Genomic DNA, 17,199 nt, shown 5'->3' with positions numbered 1-17,199 from the left:
ACTGGAATCCAGGGGTATATAGATAGATGTCGACAGCTCGTCATTCCGCTACGTGTTAGCGGAATCTCGAAAACTTAAGTTTTATGAAAAAAGAGTGAATAAAATTTATACTAAAAAATATAAAAAAAGTACTTGCACTACAATTTATTTTTAGTATATTAGTTACATAATATTTTTACTGGAGGGTAATATGCCAAATGATAAAAAAAGCAAATCAGGACCTCAACCTGATGGTTCGTGGATTCCAAGTGAAAGGTTAGAATGGATTGGTCCTGATAAGTATAAAAACTACGAGCGGCAACGTGAAAGCAGTAAGCCTAACACACAACTGGGTAGTAGCAGTGCTACTAGTGCCGGTAGTAGTAAAGATAAAGGCAAAAGCAAGTAGTGTTGTTTCTTAACAATTTTTAATAGAGGTAGTTATGGATATAAAAGAGCTGGTTAAAGCGTTTAATTTAAATAATTATGCTTGTAATAAGATCAATACTAATTTTACTGTAGAAGGTAAAAAGATTGTTGGTTTATTTGCTAGTAATACTGATACAAAAGAATATCTGCGAGGAATAGGAGAGGAGATAATAAAGCGGCACTATCTTGGTGGAACTGAGGTAGCAAGTAGATATTATAACTTAAACTGTTTCCCATTTGTTCTAGGTGCTAATCCTGATAAAGAGGATTTAGGTAATGGCATAGTGAAAGTGAAGCTTGCAGGCTCTACAAATAATGAAGTGATTCGTAACTTGAAGGTTCATTTTGCTAATGAGTTTGAGAGGGCTGTGGGAGCGAAAGTGGTTGCATGTCTACAAAAAGAAGTAGGGATAACTAAGGAAGAAGCATATGAATGGATGGAAGGAACTGTTAAAACAGGAGCAATAGGTAAGCCTTATTTGTACTGTATAGCTTTTAGCGATGAATACCTTGAGAGGGAATATGATTTAGAGACTTTTGAATTTTTTAAGCAGGCATATATTAAAGAATTTAACTCAAGGTTAGAAAACTGTGGCCTGAAGAGCTCGGACTTTTACGAATATAAAGATCATATGTTATACGTCAAAAACGTTAGCGATAAGGTAATCAAGAGTGTAACAAAATATGTTAAAAAGGAAGTAGCATTTGATTTTAGAACTCCAGGAATAGAAGATTCTAAAGTCGAAAATTTTAAAGATGTTCTTGGCGATTTTATTTTTAAATTGATAGGGAAATCAATTAACGCTTATGATTATGATATTTTTACAGACAAAAAGAAAATAGAGAATGGTAATGATTTTGTCCTTGTACCTTTAACAGAAAGATATAGTGGTCAGCTTGAATTTTTAAAGCATAAGGATGTGTACAAAATTAATATAAAATATCAAAATCTTATAAGTGATATCAGAGGCAAGACTGCAGATCCAGATATTACTAATTCTGAAAACCCAATTTATGCTATCTCTAATGAAAGAATTGCTCAGTTACTTCCTGAAATTATGGAGTCTCCAATTGCATATAGTGAAAGAAACGGACGTTTTGAATTTGCAGTGGATCCTGAAAATTTTAAGAGACGTGGCTCGAGTCGATTCTCCTCAACAGTAAATTCTCCTATACATGCAGGACCGAGTGGACTAAGAACACCGCCCAACCAAAGGAAAAAAGATACAGACAGTGGTTATGATAGTAATTCACCTCCGAAACCTAAGGATTCTGTTGCACATTCTTCAAGTAGCTATCCAAGATCATCCTTTGAAGAGATAAAGGAGCCACAGTCGTGTTTTCCAAGGCGAGGGGTGCTGCCGCATAATGTAGGCGCTGCTGAGGTAGGTGCTGCTGAAAGTGGATCAGCAGGGACTAGTGCTTAGACTCAGCAAACGAACCCTTGTTTATCACAAGGCACGTCCGAAAATAAATGGATATCGTCAATGCAATTTACTGAACCAGGATTTAGTGGTTTATCATGGAAAGGTGCTAATGAAAGCACGTCAATAGGGAATAGTACTTGGTGGTTGCTATCATCGACTTCTTTTCTTACGACAAGGAATGATTCAATGTCCTCAAGTCTTGGGGTTTTTGCAGATTCTCCAAGTGTTAAAGGTAAGGAGAGCATTTTTAGTGTGGAACCTGAAAAACAGCAAGTTACTGATAAAAGTGATCGAGAAAGTAGTGATGAGTGTTCTGAAGCACAGTCACAAGAGAGTGAATCTCCGAAGAAACATGGGGGTGGTTTGTTCTGTAAAAAAGGAATGCCGATACTAGCAAAGTTATCACCTTTTAAGCGACGTAGCGTAGAGCGTGATACGATGTGTTCAAGTAAAAGTGATCTTGTGTATCATGTAACTGAAAAATCATCTGTGTCTAAGCCATTTTTTTCATTCCCAACTAGAATAAAAGCAAAAAGTAATCCACCCTCAGGGGTGACTTCTCCTACGCATGAAGGTGCGTCAGGTGGACTAAAACCTCTTACTAGTGACGAGAGGAAGGAACTACGCCCATTTCTTTCTCCTGAGCTGCAGAAGAAGCTAGACTCCAACTCTTTCTCCCCTGGGGAGGAGCAGCATTTATATTTGACGCATACTCCTTCGGGGAAATGCGAGATAACAAAATCTTTCGAGAGTCCAGAAAAGAACTTAATGCGATGTGTAAACGCACAATTACCGTCATCTGATAACCTTAGTTCTGAAAAAGTTAATAGAGATAGTGGCTTTTGTTCTATTGGATCGGCTTCTCCTGCTGTGCCACATAAGGGAAGTGTCTCTTCAGAGCTTAAACATCCGCAACAGGTAAAGCATATGTCAGAAGCTTTGGGGAAATAAATTTAGGTTTTTAGATATACCTTAACCATCTAAGCGTTTTATTAGGGTTGGGGCCAAAGTCCCTGACCCTGAAAGCACTGGTGTTAATTTTTCTCATCCATTGTAAATATTGTACCGTACTGTCCACCTGATCATCATAACGGGCTTCTGGGAACATTAAAATTTCGTACTCGAAATCGCTGAGCCATACTGCTTGATGCGGCAGAAAAATCCTGCCAGACTCTATAGTCGGAACAATTTGATAAAATCGAGTGAGTTTGTCATTGTGTGGCACTATTTCAATAATCGGTAGATCGCTATTTGCCTTTAGCTCTTGTGTTAATTGCTGACCACTTGTTTTTGCTTCGATCAAAATTGCATGTGGTGCCCATCTTGCAGCTAGTGACAGAACTTGCTCTTTAAGCTTTGGATACTCAAGCTTTGCTCGATATACATCAAGTAAATAGAATTTATTATCTATTTTTGCCCAGGTGGTGCAGACGCTAAAGTCGCTGGAATCGTTTGTTGAAACTGCAGTGTCCCAGCTTTGTGTTACATGTGAGAGATTATCAGGGAAATTTTTATAGCGCTTTAGCCACTCTTGTTTAATTATACCGCTTGAAAGCGGCAGGGGGTTTTGTTGATATTGAGCAGCAAAAGCGTAACTCCCGAGTTCAACTTTTATCATCTCAACTTCTTCTCTTCCTCCCTCCAGGGGATATAATAACTCATTCTCTTCTCTTGAGTATAATACTCTTGCAGGTAGTGTCATTCCAGCACTTGATGCTGGAATCCAGTCTTTTGCGGTTGAATTTTCTGGATCCCAGTGTCTGGGCACTGGGATGACAGGAGGGGGGATTGGAATGACACCAGTATGGTTATTAATTGAATAAATAACCTCCTTATTTTCAGAAATCATTGGCAAACAAATGTGATGCCATATGTTTTTTGGCTTGGATAAGAGGTGCCCAGTTAAGTCTTCCAGGTGGAGCCTATGCATCACAAGCACAATTACTCCTTTTTTTCTATCGTTGAGTCTCGTTACTAAAGTCTGATCGAACCAGTTTGTAACACGCTTTCTAAACGTTTCACTCAAAGCTTGAGCAGGGTTAAGCGGATCATCCACAATAATAAGATCACCACCTTCACCTGTTAACGTCCCTCCAACTGATGTTGCGATTCTGTATCCTCTCTGCACTGTTTGGAATTTATATTTAGTGTTCTGGTCTTTGGATAATTTTACCTCTGGAAACAGCTCTTTATACCAATCCGATTGCATTACGCACCTGGTGTCAAGCGAGTGCTTTTCGCTGAGCAGCCGAGAATAACTTGCAACTATTATTCTTGCGGTTGGCTGATTTCCCAGTATCCATGCGGGCCACGCAACGCTTATGCACATGGACTTCATTGAACGCGGAGGCATATTGAATATTATGCGCCTTACTTCGCCAGCATTCGCTGCTTTCAGCCTGTCTTCTATGACTTTTATGTACTGATAATCATTATACTCACATCCCGGCACCACCGTTTGAAAGCACAGTTCAATGAATTTTAGGAAGTTGATTTTGTTCATGTGTATATTTTAGTAAATGTTCTTACAAGTAGCTGACACTGGAATGACATCCTTTGGTTTTTATATATGGTTATGCAATAAATCTAATGTAGATTTGATTTATTTGATAAGATTGAAGTAGCTATAATGGCAAACGCTACTGCTTTGTGAATTTAGTAAATAACCTACGAAAAGTGCTATTTCTTTAACTTTATTGAAGTAAAAAACTGATTTCCATTGCGGTAAATGAGCAACATTATTGAATCTTTACCGTTTTTCTTTACTGCTGAATCAACTTGTTTTTGAAAATCATTAGTATTTTCTATATCGGTTCCATCTAATTGGATAATAATGTCTCCTTTTTTAATACCACGCAGCGTGGCATTACTGTTACTATCTACATTAATAACTATCACACCTTTTATAGGATTACTTTCTTTTGATTCTTTTGGCAGGTTTGAAACAGTTAAACCAGTTATGTAATCGGATGTTGATTTATTTTCTTCTTGATTATTACCTTGACCATCATTTGCAGATTCTTCAATCACAACCTTAATATTGACCTCTTTGCCCTTTCTAAGTAACTTAATTTGTACTTTTTTTCCAGGTTCAGTTCTTGAAACCATTTGAGGCAGTTGTGTCATTCTATCAATTTTTTTATCATCAAATTCTAATAATATGTCACCCACCTTAATTCCACCTTTTTCTGCAGGGCTATCCTTTACTATACTTGCAACCAGTGCACCTTTTGTATCTTTTAAACCCAAAGACTCAGCAAATTCTTTCGTTATAGGCTGAACTTGCACACCAAGCCAACCATGTTTTATTTTTTTGCCACTTTTTAATGTGTCAATAATTGACATAGCTAAATTAGATGGTATAGCAAAGCCTATACCCACGTTACCGCCAGACTCAGATGGGGAATAGATAGCGGTGTTAATGCCTATAACTTTTCCATTTAAATCAAATAATGGCCCTCCAGAGTTGCCTCTATTAATTGCAGCATCAGTTTGAATAAATTCATTCATAGTGCCGATACTAATGTCTCTGGACCTTGCAGATATAATTCCTGTGCTTACAGAGCTACCCAAACCAAATGGGTTACCTATTGCAATCACTGTATCGCCAACCCTTGCTGTATCAGAATTACTAAATGCAACAAAAGGAAGATCTTTATTAGAATGAACCTTAAGCACAGCAAGATCAGTTCTTGCATCATAGCCTAAAACTTCTGCTTTGAAATAAGTATTATCGTTCATAGTAACTGTGATATCTTGGGCATTTTTAATAACGTGATAATTGGTTACTATACTTCCACCTTTATCTATAATAAACCCAGAACCAAGCAGCACCACCTCTCTGTTAACACTAGGGCCCCTATCCATAAAAAACTGATCAAAATGCTCAAAAAATTCTCTAAAATCATCAAAGAAATTATTTCTTGGCATAAAAGGGATTTTAGTTCTATTGTTACTTTCTTGTTTGATTATTTGTTCGCTTGAAATATTTACAACCGCAGGAATGAGTTCTTCCACTAAATCGGCAAGTCCTTGATTACAGTTACATGCAGTAGTGCTAGCATCAACGACCTTTTTTGCATTCCAATCAAACATATTAGCGTATGAAGAAAACGCAATTAGAAAATATGCAAATATAGATAAAATAAATGCCTTACTTTTCATAAATTATTTCCATCCTTTGTTTAAAATATCTAAAAAGTTATTGTTTGGTGAAAGTACAAATTTAGTATTATTTTCGGCAAATGATTTACTGTAAGCGCTCATAGAGCGATAAAAGTTAAAAAACTCTTCATCAACCTTAAATGCCTCATTATAAATTCTAGTTGCTTCAGCATAACCACGGCCCCTTATTTCATATGATTCTTTTACTGCACTGGAGATAATTTCCCTTTTTAATTTATCAGCTTTTGATCTAACTTCCTGCCCAGCTTGCTCTCCTTCTGCTCTAATTTCTTTTGCTTCTTTTTCCCTTTCAGTTTGCATACGGCGAAATATTGCAGAACTATTTTCTTCTGGTAAATCTGCTCTCTTAATTCTTACGTCTATTATTTCTATGCCAAATTTTTCAGCTTCAGAATAAACTCCACGCTGAATCAATTGCATAACCTCTGATCTTTTTTCGTTCAACAAACTAATCAACGAAAATCTGCCTATATTTTCTCTTATGTGTGCTTCTATAACCGGATACAATCTTCTAACCAGCCCTGATTCATTCCTCACAGCCTGGTAAAAAGTAACAGGATTTGTTATTTTATATTTTGCATACGCATCTACTATAATACGTTTTTGATCCGCTGTTATCACTTCCCTTGGGATCTTATCAGGACTTAAATCTAAAACTCTTTTATCAAGAAACTCTACACTGTTTATGAATGGTAACTTAAAATATAAGCCACTTTCCATAACATCTCTTACAACTTTACCGAGTTGTATAACTATCGCTTGCTTTGTTTCTTGCACAACAAATATTGAATTAAATAAAACAATCAATAAAACAACAAATACAGAAACAAAAACAATTTTAATATTACTACTCATGGTTATTTCCCTAAATTTGTAAGAGGTAAATAAGAAAACATACCTTTCAGATCATCAGTTACAACAACTTTGTCTACCTTACTGAAAATATTTTCCATAGTTTCAAGATAAATACGATTCTTAACGAGAGAAGGATTCTGTCTATATTCCTCATAAAGAGATAAAAAGCGATTTGCATTACCTTTTGCTTCATTTATTACTTCATTCTCATATGCCTCTGCATCTAATTTTATCTTTATCGCTTCACCCTTTGCTCGAGGTATAATATCATTATTATAAGCGTATGCTTCGTTTATAGTACGCTCTTTGTCTGCACGAGCACTTTGTACATCTCTAAACGAACTGATTACTTTTTCTGGTGGATCAATTTTTTTCATTTGAACAGATAAAATCTCTATGCCCATTTGGTATCCATCAAGAATCTGCTGCAATAGAATTCTAGTATCTCTAGAAATTTCTGGTCTGCCTTGACCAAGTGCAAAAGAGATCGTGTTTTTACCTATTATTTCTCTCATGGCACTTTCAGCAGCATTTTTAACACTGAAACCGGGTTTGTAATCCCGCACTTTGAATAAATAGTCCTTAGCATCTCTAACGCGCCACTGAACCTCGAAGTTAACGTTGACTATATTTTCATCTCCAGTTAGCATCACACCTTCACCGCGATCTGTGTCTCGCCCATAAGAATTACTTACCCCAATTTCTTCACGATTTACTTCCTTAACATTCACTTTAAAAACCTTGCCAATAGGGTAGGGAAAGTGATAACGCAAACCAGGTGTTTCTGTATTAGAATATTTACCAAAGGTAAGTTCTATACTTTCCTCACTAGGATGGACAATATAAAAGCCAGTGCAAGCATAGAACAGTAAAATAATGAAAATGATGAAATAAGGTTTTTTGCCCCTGTTTCTGGTTAATCCATTAAGAAAGAACCTTACATCAGATACAGCTTTACTTAAAATATCTTCATTATTAGGAGTTTTGTTCCCTACCGGTTTCTTTCCCAGATTCCAAGGATTATTCTCATCAAACATAATGATTGATTCTATAATTAATACGCTAATATTACTTCTTTAATAAGAAAATGCAAACATAAATTGCTATTTTATTTACAAATTAATCATCAGGATGGAAAACATGATCGTACACTTCCTTTTCTCTATGTAGTATGGTCGACTCTATAGAATTTTCTGGCTTTTTTTTGAATTCTTTGTTGTCACTCTTTAAGTGCACTACGTCTTCGTGAAAATGGGAATTATACCTAAATAGTAAAGCTATTATTATTAAAGTTATAACAGCCAAAAAGATGAGTGCTCTTTTTATGCACCTCATAAATACTCCGGCTTCTTGACCTAATTTTCTACGCTTCCAAAAAACACGTCAAGCAGAATTATTCAAAGACAAATGAACATTAACAGCCAAATTAACACTAACTTAAGAATCGAGGGTGTACAATATGAATATATTTAATTAATAGTGAGGTTTAAAATGTTACCTAATAATGAAACAAATTCAAATGTTGTTGAAATACAACAACTTCAACAACAAAATAATTCTACGCCTTCTTCAGAGGATTTATTAAAACAAAAAATAGAATCATTGGGGAAAGAAATAAAATCATTACAAAAGCAGGGTCGATTGGACCGTGGTATTTTTAGGTTGGGAGCAATTGGCTTCATATCTTATCTTGTTGCAACCAACTGGTCAGCAATTGCTTCTGCTTTTTCAACTACAGGAACAGCTACAGTCGCTGCAGGAACAGCTGCTGTACCAATAGCTGGAATTGTAATTGGAGCAGTAGTAGGAGCTATTGTTTTGGTTGGTGCTTCTTATGCAATGTGGAAATATAGAGCACAAATAAAAGAAGGCTTCAAATATGCTGCAGAAAAGACAGTTGATGGGGCGAAGTATATTGGCGGAAAAATTAGAGATGGTGCTGTATATTCCAAAAACAAGGTAAAAGAGGGTTATGAATATTCGGCAGCTTCACTAGAAAGAGGTGTTAGCTTCGTAGGTGAAAAAGTAAAGAAAGGAGCAAGTCGTGTGACTGAGGCAGCGGCAAATAAGTTATATAATGCGGCTGGTAGCGAGAATTATTCAGACAGAATAAATGATGAGCTTGTTCCTGATTCATCACAAAAGAAGAAAATTCAAGAAATAAAAGGGGATCTCAAGGCAATTTTTGCTGACAAAGGAAATAATTCTGGGTTAGTAAAAAATATACTTTCTGGAATATCGTCAAAAATTGATTTAAAAATGGCAGAGGAAGCAAAATTAGGATGGAAAGAGTATACTCCTAAGTGGCAAGTACAGAAAGAATTCATTCATAATTTAAATGAAAAAAGTTTGTATAGCTTGTTAACAAAAAGGTCATTGCCTAAGTATAGGTATTTCATCGACAGTGTTTTCTCTGACCATTATGATGAGATTAAGGAGGTTATTAAAGAATGTAAAGAAAGTCATTTGTATTCAAGCGTAAGCAATATGTTCAACAAAGCTGAGAAAAGAGCTAACAGGCCTTCTTTCAAAAGTTTAACTAGGTCTATATCGTCATCATTGTCTTCACTAGGAAGAAAAGACTCTACACAATCAACTAGCAGTTTATCAGAAAGCAGTTCAATGAGTTCACTAGATTCTGTAAGGACTGACAGTACTATTAGCAGCGAAGCGGAATTGTTCAATCCTGCGAAGCATAAAGAAGTGAAAACAACTGCTCCATTTAAAGTGCCATTATGGTTGGGGGGTAAAAAAGCACCAGAAGAAACTACTAATGTTAAATATCAAGTTCTTTCTGAATCAGACACGTTGTCTAGACAAGTAGGAAAGAGCACTTTTTACGTTGATACTCCTATTCCCATTGAAAATACTGGTAAAACTGCAACAGCAGGAGGAAGACTTTCTGGTAAGCAGCCTATTCCAGTTACTCCACCAAAGGTATCAAGAAGCTCTTCTACTGATAGTAGAATGGGTTCTGGTTCTTCTACGCCAAAAAGTCCTTCTCTAGAAGACTTAAGTAAAGCTCGTGCAGAACTGAAAAAAACAGGTTATCTGGGCAAAATGGTGGAACAGCCTTCTACGTGTAAGTCTGAAGTTTACATTGAACCACATCAGCCAGGAGTTACATCTGGTAAGTAGCATAAACAAAACCACTCACTTTCTCCAAAGGATGTTACTCAATGAGTAACATCCTTTTTTTGTTTTTAAACTATAGAAAAATCCCAGCGTTATGCGCACAAACGTATGAACATTGTGATTTCTCCACTAGGGAAGGTGTCATCCCAGTGCCTTGACTACTTGGATCCAGGAATTTTGTTAAGTTGGGAAGCATAAAAGTAGCCGTTTTATGTTAAAATACAACATTTTGATGATTATGAAAAGGCTGGATTCCAGCGTCAAGCGCTGGAATGACATGGTGAGGCGTCATCCTGCTGCTCCTTTCTTGCCATCCCAGTAGCCTCCTTTTTTTGTCATCCCAATACCCCCTCTTGTCATCCCAGCGCCCTCTCTTGTCATCCCAGTGCGTGACACTGGGATCTAGCCATTTCACGCAATCCCATCGAAAACGCTGTGTTTTAAAAAATGTTAGCCACTTTCATGTTTACCAACTTAGTGCTCAATCAAAATTCCTAGATCCCAGTGTCACGCACTGGGATGACATGGGAAGGAAGCACTGGAATGACAGAAGAGAGCACTCGGATGACAGGGGAAGGAGGCACTGGAATGACAGAAGAGAGTGCTGGAATGACAGAAAAATCTAATCTATTTTCTCTTGATGAATAAACCTAAGTGGAGTATAGTAGAAATGCATTTACGTAGATTCTAATGAATAATTTAGTTTTGATTTATACAACTTTTTCAAGTTTGAAGGAGGCTAAAACTGTTTCTGAGGAATTGTTAAACGAGAAATTAATTGTATGTGTAAATATATTTCCTGAAGTGAATTCTCTGTATTTATGGGAAGGTAAAATTAGTAATAGTTGTGAAGTAGTAGCAATTATGAAGAGCAAAAATGATCAAGTTGATAAAATTGTAGAAAAAATCGAAGCAATGCATTCTTATGATCAGCCAGCTATTGCTGTGATGTCCATAGAAAAAGCAAATAAATCTTTTACTAATTGGGCTAATAGTGTTATTGATGTAAGTAGTATTGGGGTGTAGCCAAGTGGTAAGGCAGCGGTTTTTGATACCGTCACGCGAAGGTTCGAATCCTTCCACCCCAGCCATATTGAAGTGGGTGTGAAATGATATCACTTTTCTATAAATTAAGATTATTGAATTATATATTAGGTAGTCTAAAAGATATAATTGTGAAACTGTTTCTCTTCACAATGTATCTTTACACATCCAGCATTGTGCTCATGTTTCTCAGCAATGGTTTTTGGTATGCTGTAGAATTTGGCTCTTTCAAAAATGCGTTTTACCATTTATTTCAATATTGCAAGTGGTATTATGAAAATAGGGAAGACCTCGGTTACGGAATTTCTATTCGAATATTAGTAGCATTCCTTACTCCGCATTTTCTCTATAAGTTGTTCCTTAGCACAGGCTGGAAGTCTTTTTTAAAGGAAAAGATAGTGCAGATACTCAGCACAAGAAGAAAAAAGGGTAGTGAGTTCAGTAACAGTAGTAAACCAAGTGGCAGTAGTTATAGTGATAAGAATAATTACAGCAATAACAGTGAGCATCACGCTCAAGATGCAAAGCGGAAAGTAAACATAATAAAGCAGCTATTAATCAAAGATATAGAGGCAACTATAGATAGGAGATTGAATGATATTTTTTTCGGTAAAAGGAGTAAACCTCATTAAAAAGGCTTTATCTAGTAAGGCTTTTTAAGATTGGCTGTATTTTGTTTTTTACGTATACCGGATCACAATCAGCCAATATACATGTGTGTGCAAAATCTTGACTAAAGTCCGATAACCAAGAAATCGCCTTACGTTTCTCTACCAAGCTTTCTGTTTTTTTACAGTGACTTGCTGCATCAGTCATTGCCTGCGCTATTACTGATTTCCACAGCAAATAATACCTTTGTATATCATCTGACGTACTATTTGTTTCATAGTGGTTAAAAAATTCTTTAAAATTGAAGTTGTTTGACATAATGATACCTCTTTGGATTGAAATTTGAAATGATTTGAGTTTATGTCGCCACAGCAGATCCCGCTACAAGTAGCGGGATGACGATTGTCAGGGTGTCATCCCAGTGCCTCTCTATAATGTCATCCCAGTAGCCCCTATAATGTCATCCGAGTAGCTGACACTGGGATCTCATTTCACTCTATAATAGCAGTGCTCCTTTCTTGTCATCCCAGTACTGATTAGCTATAAAATTTAAGAAATTTACCAAATAAAAAAAAAGGCAAAAGAAGCCCCGTGATTGGCTAATTACTTACATTATACTTTCAAGTATGGCGTTTTTTTATTCTAAACGCTTAATAACCGCGATTTAGCTGCTTTTTAATGCAACTAACCTTTAGTCATAAATGTTTAAGAAATTTACTAAACAGAAAAAAAGGCAAAAGAAACCCTAGGGTAGCTAGTTATTCACTATCCATTTTTTAAGTTGGCGTTTTTTGATGTTTTAAATGCTTTATAAGCGTATTTCAGCTTGTATAGGTAAAAACCTAGAAATTTGATAAAGACATAGAGTGCACATAGTGCAAAAAATTAAACATGAGACGCCAAATACGTTGAGTTTTTTTGTCATTTAATCTGTACAGAGAAGATAAATAAATAGCTTCAGTTTCATAATAAGGGGCTGGCGGAGTTTGTCAAGTAAGTTTTTTCGTTTCTATGTTGTCAGCTACTTGCATGACACCATTTGTTGTAAACTCACTTTTTCTTGATTTTTTGGTTTATCTTGTCTACCTATTTTGCCACTCTGCTAAACGGATACCTACTGAATAACAGTAAGATTTTTCAATCCTGTTCCACAGCAAATTTTAGTGCCATGTGAGTAGTTATAGTGCTGTTAACAATCAAAACGACAAAAATTAACATGGTGATTAGTAGTGTATAAATATTCAAGGACAAATTTTCAAATTGAGTTAGCATTTTAAAATACACAAAGGTTGGCATTATCATTGGCAAAACAAGAATTTGCGATACTCCTGATGCTAAGTTGTTTCGACCAATCATCAATGCATTTCCAGTAGCTGAAATATTAATGATTATCAGCGTATTAAATAATAAAGACACTCCAACTGCTATTGAGTGTTCAATACTATTGCCTAGAACTGCAAAGCTGAATATGGAAGAAACCACTGAAATCGGTAGCCCAAATAATAACCAGTGAGCGAAAATTTTATAAGCAACTATAAGCCTAGAAGAGAGTGGCTGTACAAAGATTTGCTCTAATATTCCATCATGATAATCAGATGTAAACAAATTATTTGTAGAGATCTGCAAAACAAATGTAGCACATATCCATGTTAATGTTAACATAACTTCTTGTTTATTGTTGTTTTCAAGTGTAAATGAAGATAAACTTAACATTATAATAAAAATACATACTATATAGGTAAGGTTCTTACCATCTATTACTAATTTTTTTACTAAGTCGATCATACTAGGCTTTTAAATGTTTATTATAAATTATAGTGTTTACTTTGAGGGTAGTATAATTTTTTGTTCATAAGTTATATAGGTTTTATTATTTTTTTGATAATGCAATTATGGAAAAGTTACCGAAAATAAAGTCACCAGAGGATTATACTCCTTCAGAAGATGAAGAATATATGAGCGTAAAACAACTGGAATACTTCAGCTTAAAGTTACAATCAATACTCGCTGAGTTGGAGAAACAAGAACTAGAAGATAATAGTATTGATACATACTATTCTGATGGAGATAGTGGAAATGAGGAATTAATCAAGCGCCGAAAAGATAGAAAAGAAAAGATTAAGGAGGCGTTAGAAAAAATAAAATTAGGCACTTATGGTTACTGCGATGGAACAGGAGAAGAAATAGGAGTCGAAAGACTTAAAGCTAATCCGCTTGCTATATATTGTATTGAAGAGCAAGAGAGAGTAGAAAAAGAAAAGAACGTGTACAACATTAACGATTAATTTACACATAAGTGGTGAGCCATTGGGCTTCAAGAGGAGCAAGAGGCGGATCAGGACTGAAGTATGTTATGCTATAAAGAAAGTGGAAAATTGGACATTCTCAACTCGACTCTTGCAGATTAAAAATTAAGTTGAATTAAAAATTGGGTTTGACACAGTTTATTTAACACTCCCTAAAAATTTAACGATTAGAATTATAATTACAAACCACAGTAAAAAATAGACTTTTCCATTTGATTTATTTTTAACTTGGATGTTTTCTAATTTTTTATCAGCTATTAGGTTTAATTTTTCTATAAGGCTAAATATCCCTTGGATTGTTTTTACAGGATAAGAATTTCTAATTTTTTCCCTATACCCTATTTTACTTTCATGTTGACTGCTTATCCACGCTTCAACTACTTTCCACATATTGATTTCTGGGTAGATCTTTCTACATGTCCCTTCCAGTAAAATCATAGTTTTCTGCAGCAATAACAATTGTGTTTGAACTTTCATATCAAAATCACCAGTTATTTTTAATAGCTGAGCAAGTAAACTAGCAAATGAAATCTTCTGTATAGGCTGCCCAATAATGGGTTCACCTATTGCCCTGCAAGCTGTGACAAAATTTCTATGCTGTGATGAAACGTAACCAGCTTTAAAGTGCATTTTTGCAACGTGGTCATAATCCCGATTTAAAAAACCTTTGAGTATCTCTATAACGTAATAGCATGTCTCACGATCTATTCTACCCATGATTCCACAATCCAGGGCAATAATATTGTTATTACTATCAACCATTAGATTTCCAGGATGCATATCAGCATGAAAAAAACAATCCCTGTATACCTGACTACAAAACGATTCTATAAGATTGATAGCTATTTGCTTACGATTATTCAGTTTTTCAACTTCGTATATTGGTGTTGCTTCTATCCATTCTAATGTTAAAACCTTTTTTGCAGTTCTATTCCAATCTATTTCAGGTACATAAAAACCTCTGTCATTTTTTGTGTTTTCCTTTAGTTCTGAAGAGTGAGCAGCTTCAAAACGTAGATCTAACTCTAATCGGCAAATTTCAGCAAAAGTTTTGACTAATTCAATTGGCCTCAGCCTTTTTGATTGTTCGCTAAATTTTTCTGCAATTTCTGCAAGCCAAGAAAGCATTTTTATATCCCTTGAGAATGTTTTCTCAATATTTGGCCTTAAAACCTTCACAGCAACTTCCTTACCCTCAGTTGTAACCGCTCTATGCACCTGAGAAATCGATGCTGCTGCAATTGGCTTTTCAGAAAAGCTTGAAAAAATGTCGCTCAATTTACAATTAAACTCACTTTCTATAGTTTTAACTGCTATTTTATGTGAAAATGATGGCAATCTATCACATATCAATAACAAGTTATTTGTTATATCCTCATTTAAAACATCAGTACGTGATGAGATAGACTGCCCAAACTTAATGAACACCGGACCTAATTTTTCAAGAGCACACTTTAGCTTATGGCCTTGTATTTTATTTATTGATTTCTTTGATGGTGGAAGTAAATAAGGTAATATATTGTAACGTGTCAGCACTGTAGTTATGTGCAGAAGACGCAAAATATTTTGAATCATTTTGCTGCGTAACTGCTAAATATTTCATTTAGGGTTCTATTTTTCATAATCTCATCAGGCTTGCCTTGGCAATAGATAGTATTATTTATACAAATTACGTAATCTGAGGATGGTAGAGCAGAGTTAAGATCATGAGAAGTCATAAGAATCGATACCAATCGTTTTTTTGCTATTTTATTTATAATATCATAAAATTTAGCCCGCGCGTTAATATCCATTGCACTGACTGGTTCATCTAGAATGATCAAGTCAGGTTCTGCAATTAAACAACGTGCAAGCAGCAATAATTGTGTTTGCCCTGCAGAAATTTCTAACACTTGATTCTTCAAAATGTTACCGATACTAACCAACTCTATCGCTTCTGTAATAATGGATTGATTTTTCTTTAGTCTTTTCAAGGAGCTATTTAAAAGGAAATATTCAACTGTTATTGGCATCAAATTACTAATACTAAAATTTTGCGGCATATAGCCAATTTTTATGTTGTCAGCAAATACGATACTACCGGTACAGCTTTTATTTATGCCAGCAATTGCTTTCACTAAAGAGGTTTTACCTCCACCATTTGGACCAAGTATTGTAATTACGTCTCCTCTTTCCATGAACATATTGATATTGTCAAGGATTCTTTTACCATCATATGTGAGAGCAAGATTTTCTATTTTTAGAACACGATTATTGACATTATTTAACTTTTTGGCAAAATTTAACTTCTTCTCAACGTTTATATGAGACATTTACTGCCTTTTTTTCTATTACTTTCATTTACACTATACTATAATATTGCCTTTTCATCCAATTTAAAAGTTGTAGCTACAATCAAACCTATCCACTCACTTGTAGCTTCTGTGACAGAAGGAATTTTAGAACCGGAATTGCTTGGCTATGCAACATCTGCGCATAATTATATATTAAAGCCGTCTGATGCGAGTAATTTGGAATCAAGTGATGTCATATTTTACACTGACGATAACTTAGAGACGTTTGTTCAAACTTTCGCCAAAAATAATAAAGAACTAGTGCAATTGTCAAAGGTAATCAACCTACTTCCTGCTCGGCCACATTCATTTTCTAGAAAAATTACCAATACTCAAGATGAAAAAGACCTACACATTTGGCTGAGTCCCGAAAATGCAAAGAGCATGGTACTTTTTATAAGTGCAACATTGTCTAACATAGATAAAGAAAATTTCCATCGATACAACTCTAATGCAACAAAAGCCATAAAAAAAATAGACCAAGAAGTAAAAGAAATCGTGAAAGAACTGAATGATTTTAAAAATCAAAAATACATCGTCACTCACGATGCTTATCAATATTTTGAAAAATATTTTGGTTTAAATCACCCAAGCGCCATTCTTTCTATAGAAGAGGATTCGTACATAGGTATGAAGAGTTTAATGAAGCTAAAAAAGATAATGAAGGAAGAAAACGTTAAATGTATATTTGCTCATTCACAAGAAGATAGCATAAAGCCTAATGCTCTTTCTAATGACGCAAAAATGGTAGTTCTTGATCCTATTGGATCAGACATAGAGCCTGGAAAAGATGCATATCTAGCTATAATCAATAGCATTGCACAAAATTTCAAATCTTGTTTTGTTGAGTAACAAGTTCTTTTTAAAATGCCTCTGACTTACTGTTTTATTGTTCTG

Annotated in this window: 18 protein-coding genes and 1 tRNA gene; 10 read left to right on the top strand and 9 right to left on the bottom strand. The window is 35.2% G+C overall.

The window, feature by feature from the left end; genetic code table 11:
- Window positions 1–190 precede the first annotated feature (190 nt).
- The 3 genes from ACFZP3_RS08170 to ACFZP3_RS08160 are packed head-to-tail and all read left to right on the top strand — an operon-like array spanning window position 191 to window position 2,786.
- Entirely contained in the window at window positions 191–388 is a 198-nt protein-coding gene (locus ACFZP3_RS08170) for a hypothetical protein (RefSeq protein ID WP_253309710.1), read from the top strand.
- 34 nt (window positions 389–422) lie between these two features.
- Entirely contained in the window at window positions 423–1,835 is a 1,413-nt protein-coding gene (locus ACFZP3_RS08165; RefSeq protein ID WP_386086875.1) for a hypothetical protein, read from the top strand.
- Between the two features lie 60 nt (window positions 1,836–1,895).
- Entirely contained in the window at window positions 1,896–2,786 is an 891-nt protein-coding gene (locus ACFZP3_RS08160; protein ID WP_386086876.1) for a hypothetical protein, read from the top strand.
- Window positions 2,787–2,796: 10 nt separating this feature from the next.
- Here the strand turns inward: ACFZP3_RS08160 and terL are convergent, their stop codons facing one another.
- The 5 genes from terL to ACFZP3_RS08135 all read right to left on the bottom strand — a co-directional run bounded on the left by terL (window position 2,797) and on the right by ACFZP3_RS08135 (window position 8,210).
- The gene (gene terL / locus ACFZP3_RS08155) at window positions 2,797–4,338 is read right to left on the bottom strand and encodes a phage terminase large subunit (RefSeq protein WP_386086877.1); all 1,542 of its coding nucleotides are present in this window, start codon (window positions 4,336–4,338) and stop codon (window positions 2,797–2,799) included.
- A 176-nt stretch (window positions 4,339–4,514) separates the two neighbouring features.
- Window positions 4,515–5,999, bottom strand: a complete 1,485-nt coding sequence (locus tag ACFZP3_RS08150) for a DegQ family serine endoprotease (RefSeq protein ID WP_386086878.1) — start codon at window positions 5,997–5,999, stop codon at window positions 4,515–4,517.
- Window positions 6,000–6,002: 3 nt separating this feature from the next.
- The gene (hflC, locus tag ACFZP3_RS08145) at window positions 6,003–6,875 is read right to left on the bottom strand and encodes a protease modulator HflC (RefSeq protein WP_386086879.1); all 873 of its coding nucleotides are present in this window, start codon (window positions 6,873–6,875) and stop codon (window positions 6,003–6,005) included.
- A gap of 2 nt (window positions 6,876–6,877) precedes the next feature.
- Window positions 6,878–7,912 (bottom strand): FtsH protease activity modulator HflK, encoded by a 1,035-nt coding sequence (gene hflK, locus ACFZP3_RS08140; RefSeq protein WP_264687825.1) that lies wholly within the window; start codon window positions 7,910–7,912, stop codon window positions 6,878–6,880.
- An 82-nt stretch (window positions 7,913–7,994) separates the two neighbouring features.
- Window positions 7,995–8,210: a hypothetical protein gene (locus tag ACFZP3_RS08135; RefSeq protein WP_264687826.1), complete on the bottom strand. Its 216-nt coding sequence runs from the start codon at window positions 8,208–8,210 to the stop codon at window positions 7,995–7,997.
- A gap of 156 nt (window positions 8,211–8,366) precedes the next feature.
- Here ACFZP3_RS08135 and ACFZP3_RS08130 point away from each other — a divergent pair, with 156 nt between their 5' ends.
- The 5 genes from ACFZP3_RS08130 to ACFZP3_RS08110 all read left to right on the top strand — a co-directional run bounded on the left by ACFZP3_RS08130 (window position 8,367) and on the right by ACFZP3_RS08110 (window position 11,686).
- Window positions 8,367–10,013: a hypothetical protein gene (locus ACFZP3_RS08130; protein WP_386086880.1), complete on the top strand. Its 1,647-nt coding sequence runs from the start codon at window positions 8,367–8,369 to the stop codon at window positions 10,011–10,013.
- Between the two features lie 501 nt (window positions 10,014–10,514).
- Complete coding sequence (locus tag ACFZP3_RS08125) at window positions 10,515–10,658, top strand: hypothetical protein (protein WP_265045170.1); 144 nt, start codon at window positions 10,515–10,517, stop codon at window positions 10,656–10,658.
- A 42-nt stretch (window positions 10,659–10,700) separates the two neighbouring features.
- Window positions 10,701–11,036, top strand: a complete 336-nt coding sequence (gene cutA / locus ACFZP3_RS08120; RefSeq protein ID WP_253309717.1) for a divalent-cation tolerance protein CutA — start codon at window positions 10,701–10,703, stop codon at window positions 11,034–11,036.
- Window positions 11,027–11,101, top strand: a tRNA-Gln gene (locus ACFZP3_RS08115). The genes cutA and ACFZP3_RS08115 overlap by 10 nt, the downstream gene beginning before the upstream one ends.
- 18 nt (window positions 11,102–11,119) lie before the next feature.
- Window positions 11,120–11,686 carry a hypothetical protein gene (locus ACFZP3_RS08110; protein WP_265016699.1) on the top strand — a complete coding sequence of 189 codons (567 nt, stop codon included), beginning with the start codon at window positions 11,120–11,122 and terminating at the stop codon, window positions 11,684–11,686.
- A 7-nt stretch (window positions 11,687–11,693) separates the two neighbouring features.
- On the opposite strand, the gene ACFZP3_RS08105 is transcribed toward ACFZP3_RS08110, so the two are convergent.
- Complete coding sequence (locus ACFZP3_RS08105; RefSeq protein WP_264687830.1) at window positions 11,694–11,981, bottom strand: hypothetical protein; 288 nt, start codon at window positions 11,979–11,981, stop codon at window positions 11,694–11,696.
- A gap of 819 nt (window positions 11,982–12,800) precedes the next feature.
- Window positions 12,801–13,448, bottom strand: coding sequence for a heme exporter protein CcmB (locus tag ACFZP3_RS08100; RefSeq protein WP_253309720.1), 648 nt, complete (start codon window positions 13,446–13,448; stop codon window positions 12,801–12,803).
- A 107-nt stretch (window positions 13,449–13,555) separates the two neighbouring features.
- Between ACFZP3_RS08100 and ACFZP3_RS08095 the strand changes: the two genes are divergently transcribed.
- Window positions 13,556–13,948: a TraR/DksA family transcriptional regulator gene (locus ACFZP3_RS08095; protein WP_253302608.1), complete on the top strand. Its 393-nt coding sequence runs from the start codon at window positions 13,556–13,558 to the stop codon at window positions 13,946–13,948.
- Window positions 13,949–14,107: 159 nt separating this feature from the next.
- On the opposite strand, the gene ubiB is transcribed toward ACFZP3_RS08095, so the two are convergent.
- Both ubiB and ACFZP3_RS08085 read right to left on the bottom strand, forming a co-directional pair.
- On the bottom strand, window positions 14,108–15,544 hold the full coding sequence (gene ubiB, locus ACFZP3_RS08090; RefSeq protein ID WP_253309721.1) for a 2-polyprenylphenol 6-hydroxylase: 1,437 nt from the start codon (window positions 15,542–15,544) through the stop codon (window positions 14,108–14,110).
- Entirely contained in the window at window positions 15,541–16,281 is a 741-nt protein-coding gene (locus ACFZP3_RS08085; protein ID WP_386086881.1) for a metal ABC transporter ATP-binding protein, read from the bottom strand. Before ACFZP3_RS08085 ends, ubiB begins: the two co-directional genes overlap by 4 nt.
- Here ACFZP3_RS08085 and ACFZP3_RS08080 point away from each other — a divergent pair.
- Window positions 16,273–17,154 (top strand): zinc ABC transporter substrate-binding protein, encoded by an 882-nt coding sequence (locus ACFZP3_RS08080; protein ID WP_253309609.1) that lies wholly within the window; start codon window positions 16,273–16,275, stop codon window positions 17,152–17,154. The two genes, ACFZP3_RS08085 and ACFZP3_RS08080, sit on opposite strands and share 9 nt — an antisense overlap.
- Window positions 17,155–17,199: the final 45 nt, after the last annotated feature.

It is taken from the genome of Wolbachia endosymbiont (group A) of Norellia spinipes (genome assembly GCF_964273535.1).
The sequence above is the reverse complement of the archived record's forward strand: the minus strand, read 5'-3'. Positions and strand labels throughout refer to the sequence as shown.

What these genes read in the sequence shown, in the direction of transcription:
- ACFZP3_RS08170 (WP_253309710.1), top strand. Translation starts at nt 191, where the DNA reads ATGCCAAATGATAAAAAAAGCAAATCAGGACCTCAACCTGATGGTTCG.
- ACFZP3_RS08165 (WP_386086875.1), top strand. Translation starts at nt 423, where the DNA reads ATGGATATAAAAGAGCTGGTTAAAGCGTTTAATTTAAATAATTATGCT.
- ACFZP3_RS08160 (WP_386086876.1), top strand. Translation starts at nt 1,896, where the DNA reads ATGCAATTTACTGAACCAGGATTTAGTGGTTTATCATGGAAAGGTGCT.
- terL (WP_386086877.1), bottom strand. Translation starts at nt 4,338, where the DNA reads ATGAACAAAATCAACTTCCTAAAATTCATTGAACTGTGCTTTCAAACG.
- ACFZP3_RS08150 (WP_386086878.1), bottom strand. Translation starts at nt 5,999, where the DNA reads ATGAAAAGTAAGGCATTTATTTTATCTATATTTGCATATTTTCTAATT.
- hflC (WP_386086879.1), bottom strand. Translation starts at nt 6,875, where the DNA reads ATGAGTAGTAATATTAAAATTGTTTTTGTTTCTGTATTTGTTGTTTTA.
- hflK (WP_264687825.1), bottom strand. Translation starts at nt 7,912, where the DNA reads ATGTTTGATGAGAATAATCCTTGGAATCTGGGAAAGAAACCGGTAGGG.
- ACFZP3_RS08135 (WP_264687826.1), bottom strand. Translation starts at nt 8,210, where the DNA reads ATGAGGTGCATAAAAAGAGCACTCATCTTTTTGGCTGTTATAACTTTA.
- ACFZP3_RS08130 (WP_386086880.1), top strand. Translation starts at nt 8,367, where the DNA reads ATGTTACCTAATAATGAAACAAATTCAAATGTTGTTGAAATACAACAA.
- cutA (WP_253309717.1), top strand. Translation starts at nt 10,701, where the DNA reads ATGAATAATTTAGTTTTGATTTATACAACTTTTTCAAGTTTGAAGGAG.
- ACFZP3_RS08110 (WP_265016699.1), top strand. Translation starts at nt 11,120, where the DNA reads ATGATATCACTTTTCTATAAATTAAGATTATTGAATTATATATTAGGT.
- ACFZP3_RS08105 (WP_264687830.1), bottom strand. Translation starts at nt 11,981, where the DNA reads ATGTCAAACAACTTCAATTTTAAAGAATTTTTTAACCACTATGAAACA.
- ACFZP3_RS08100 (WP_253309720.1), bottom strand. Translation starts at nt 13,448, where the DNA reads ATGATCGACTTAGTAAAAAAATTAGTAATAGATGGTAAGAACCTTACC.
- ACFZP3_RS08095 (WP_253302608.1), top strand. Translation starts at nt 13,556, where the DNA reads ATGGAAAAGTTACCGAAAATAAAGTCACCAGAGGATTATACTCCTTCA.
- ubiB (WP_253309721.1), bottom strand. Translation starts at nt 15,544, where the DNA reads ATGATTCAAAATATTTTGCGTCTTCTGCACATAACTACAGTGCTGACA.
- ACFZP3_RS08080 (WP_253309609.1), top strand. Translation starts at nt 16,273, where the DNA reads ATGAGACATTTACTGCCTTTTTTTCTATTACTTTCATTTACACTATAC.
- ACFZP3_RS08085 (WP_386086881.1), bottom strand. Translation starts at nt 16,281, where the DNA reads ATGTCTCATATAAACGTTGAGAAGAAGTTAAATTTTGCCAAAAAGTTA.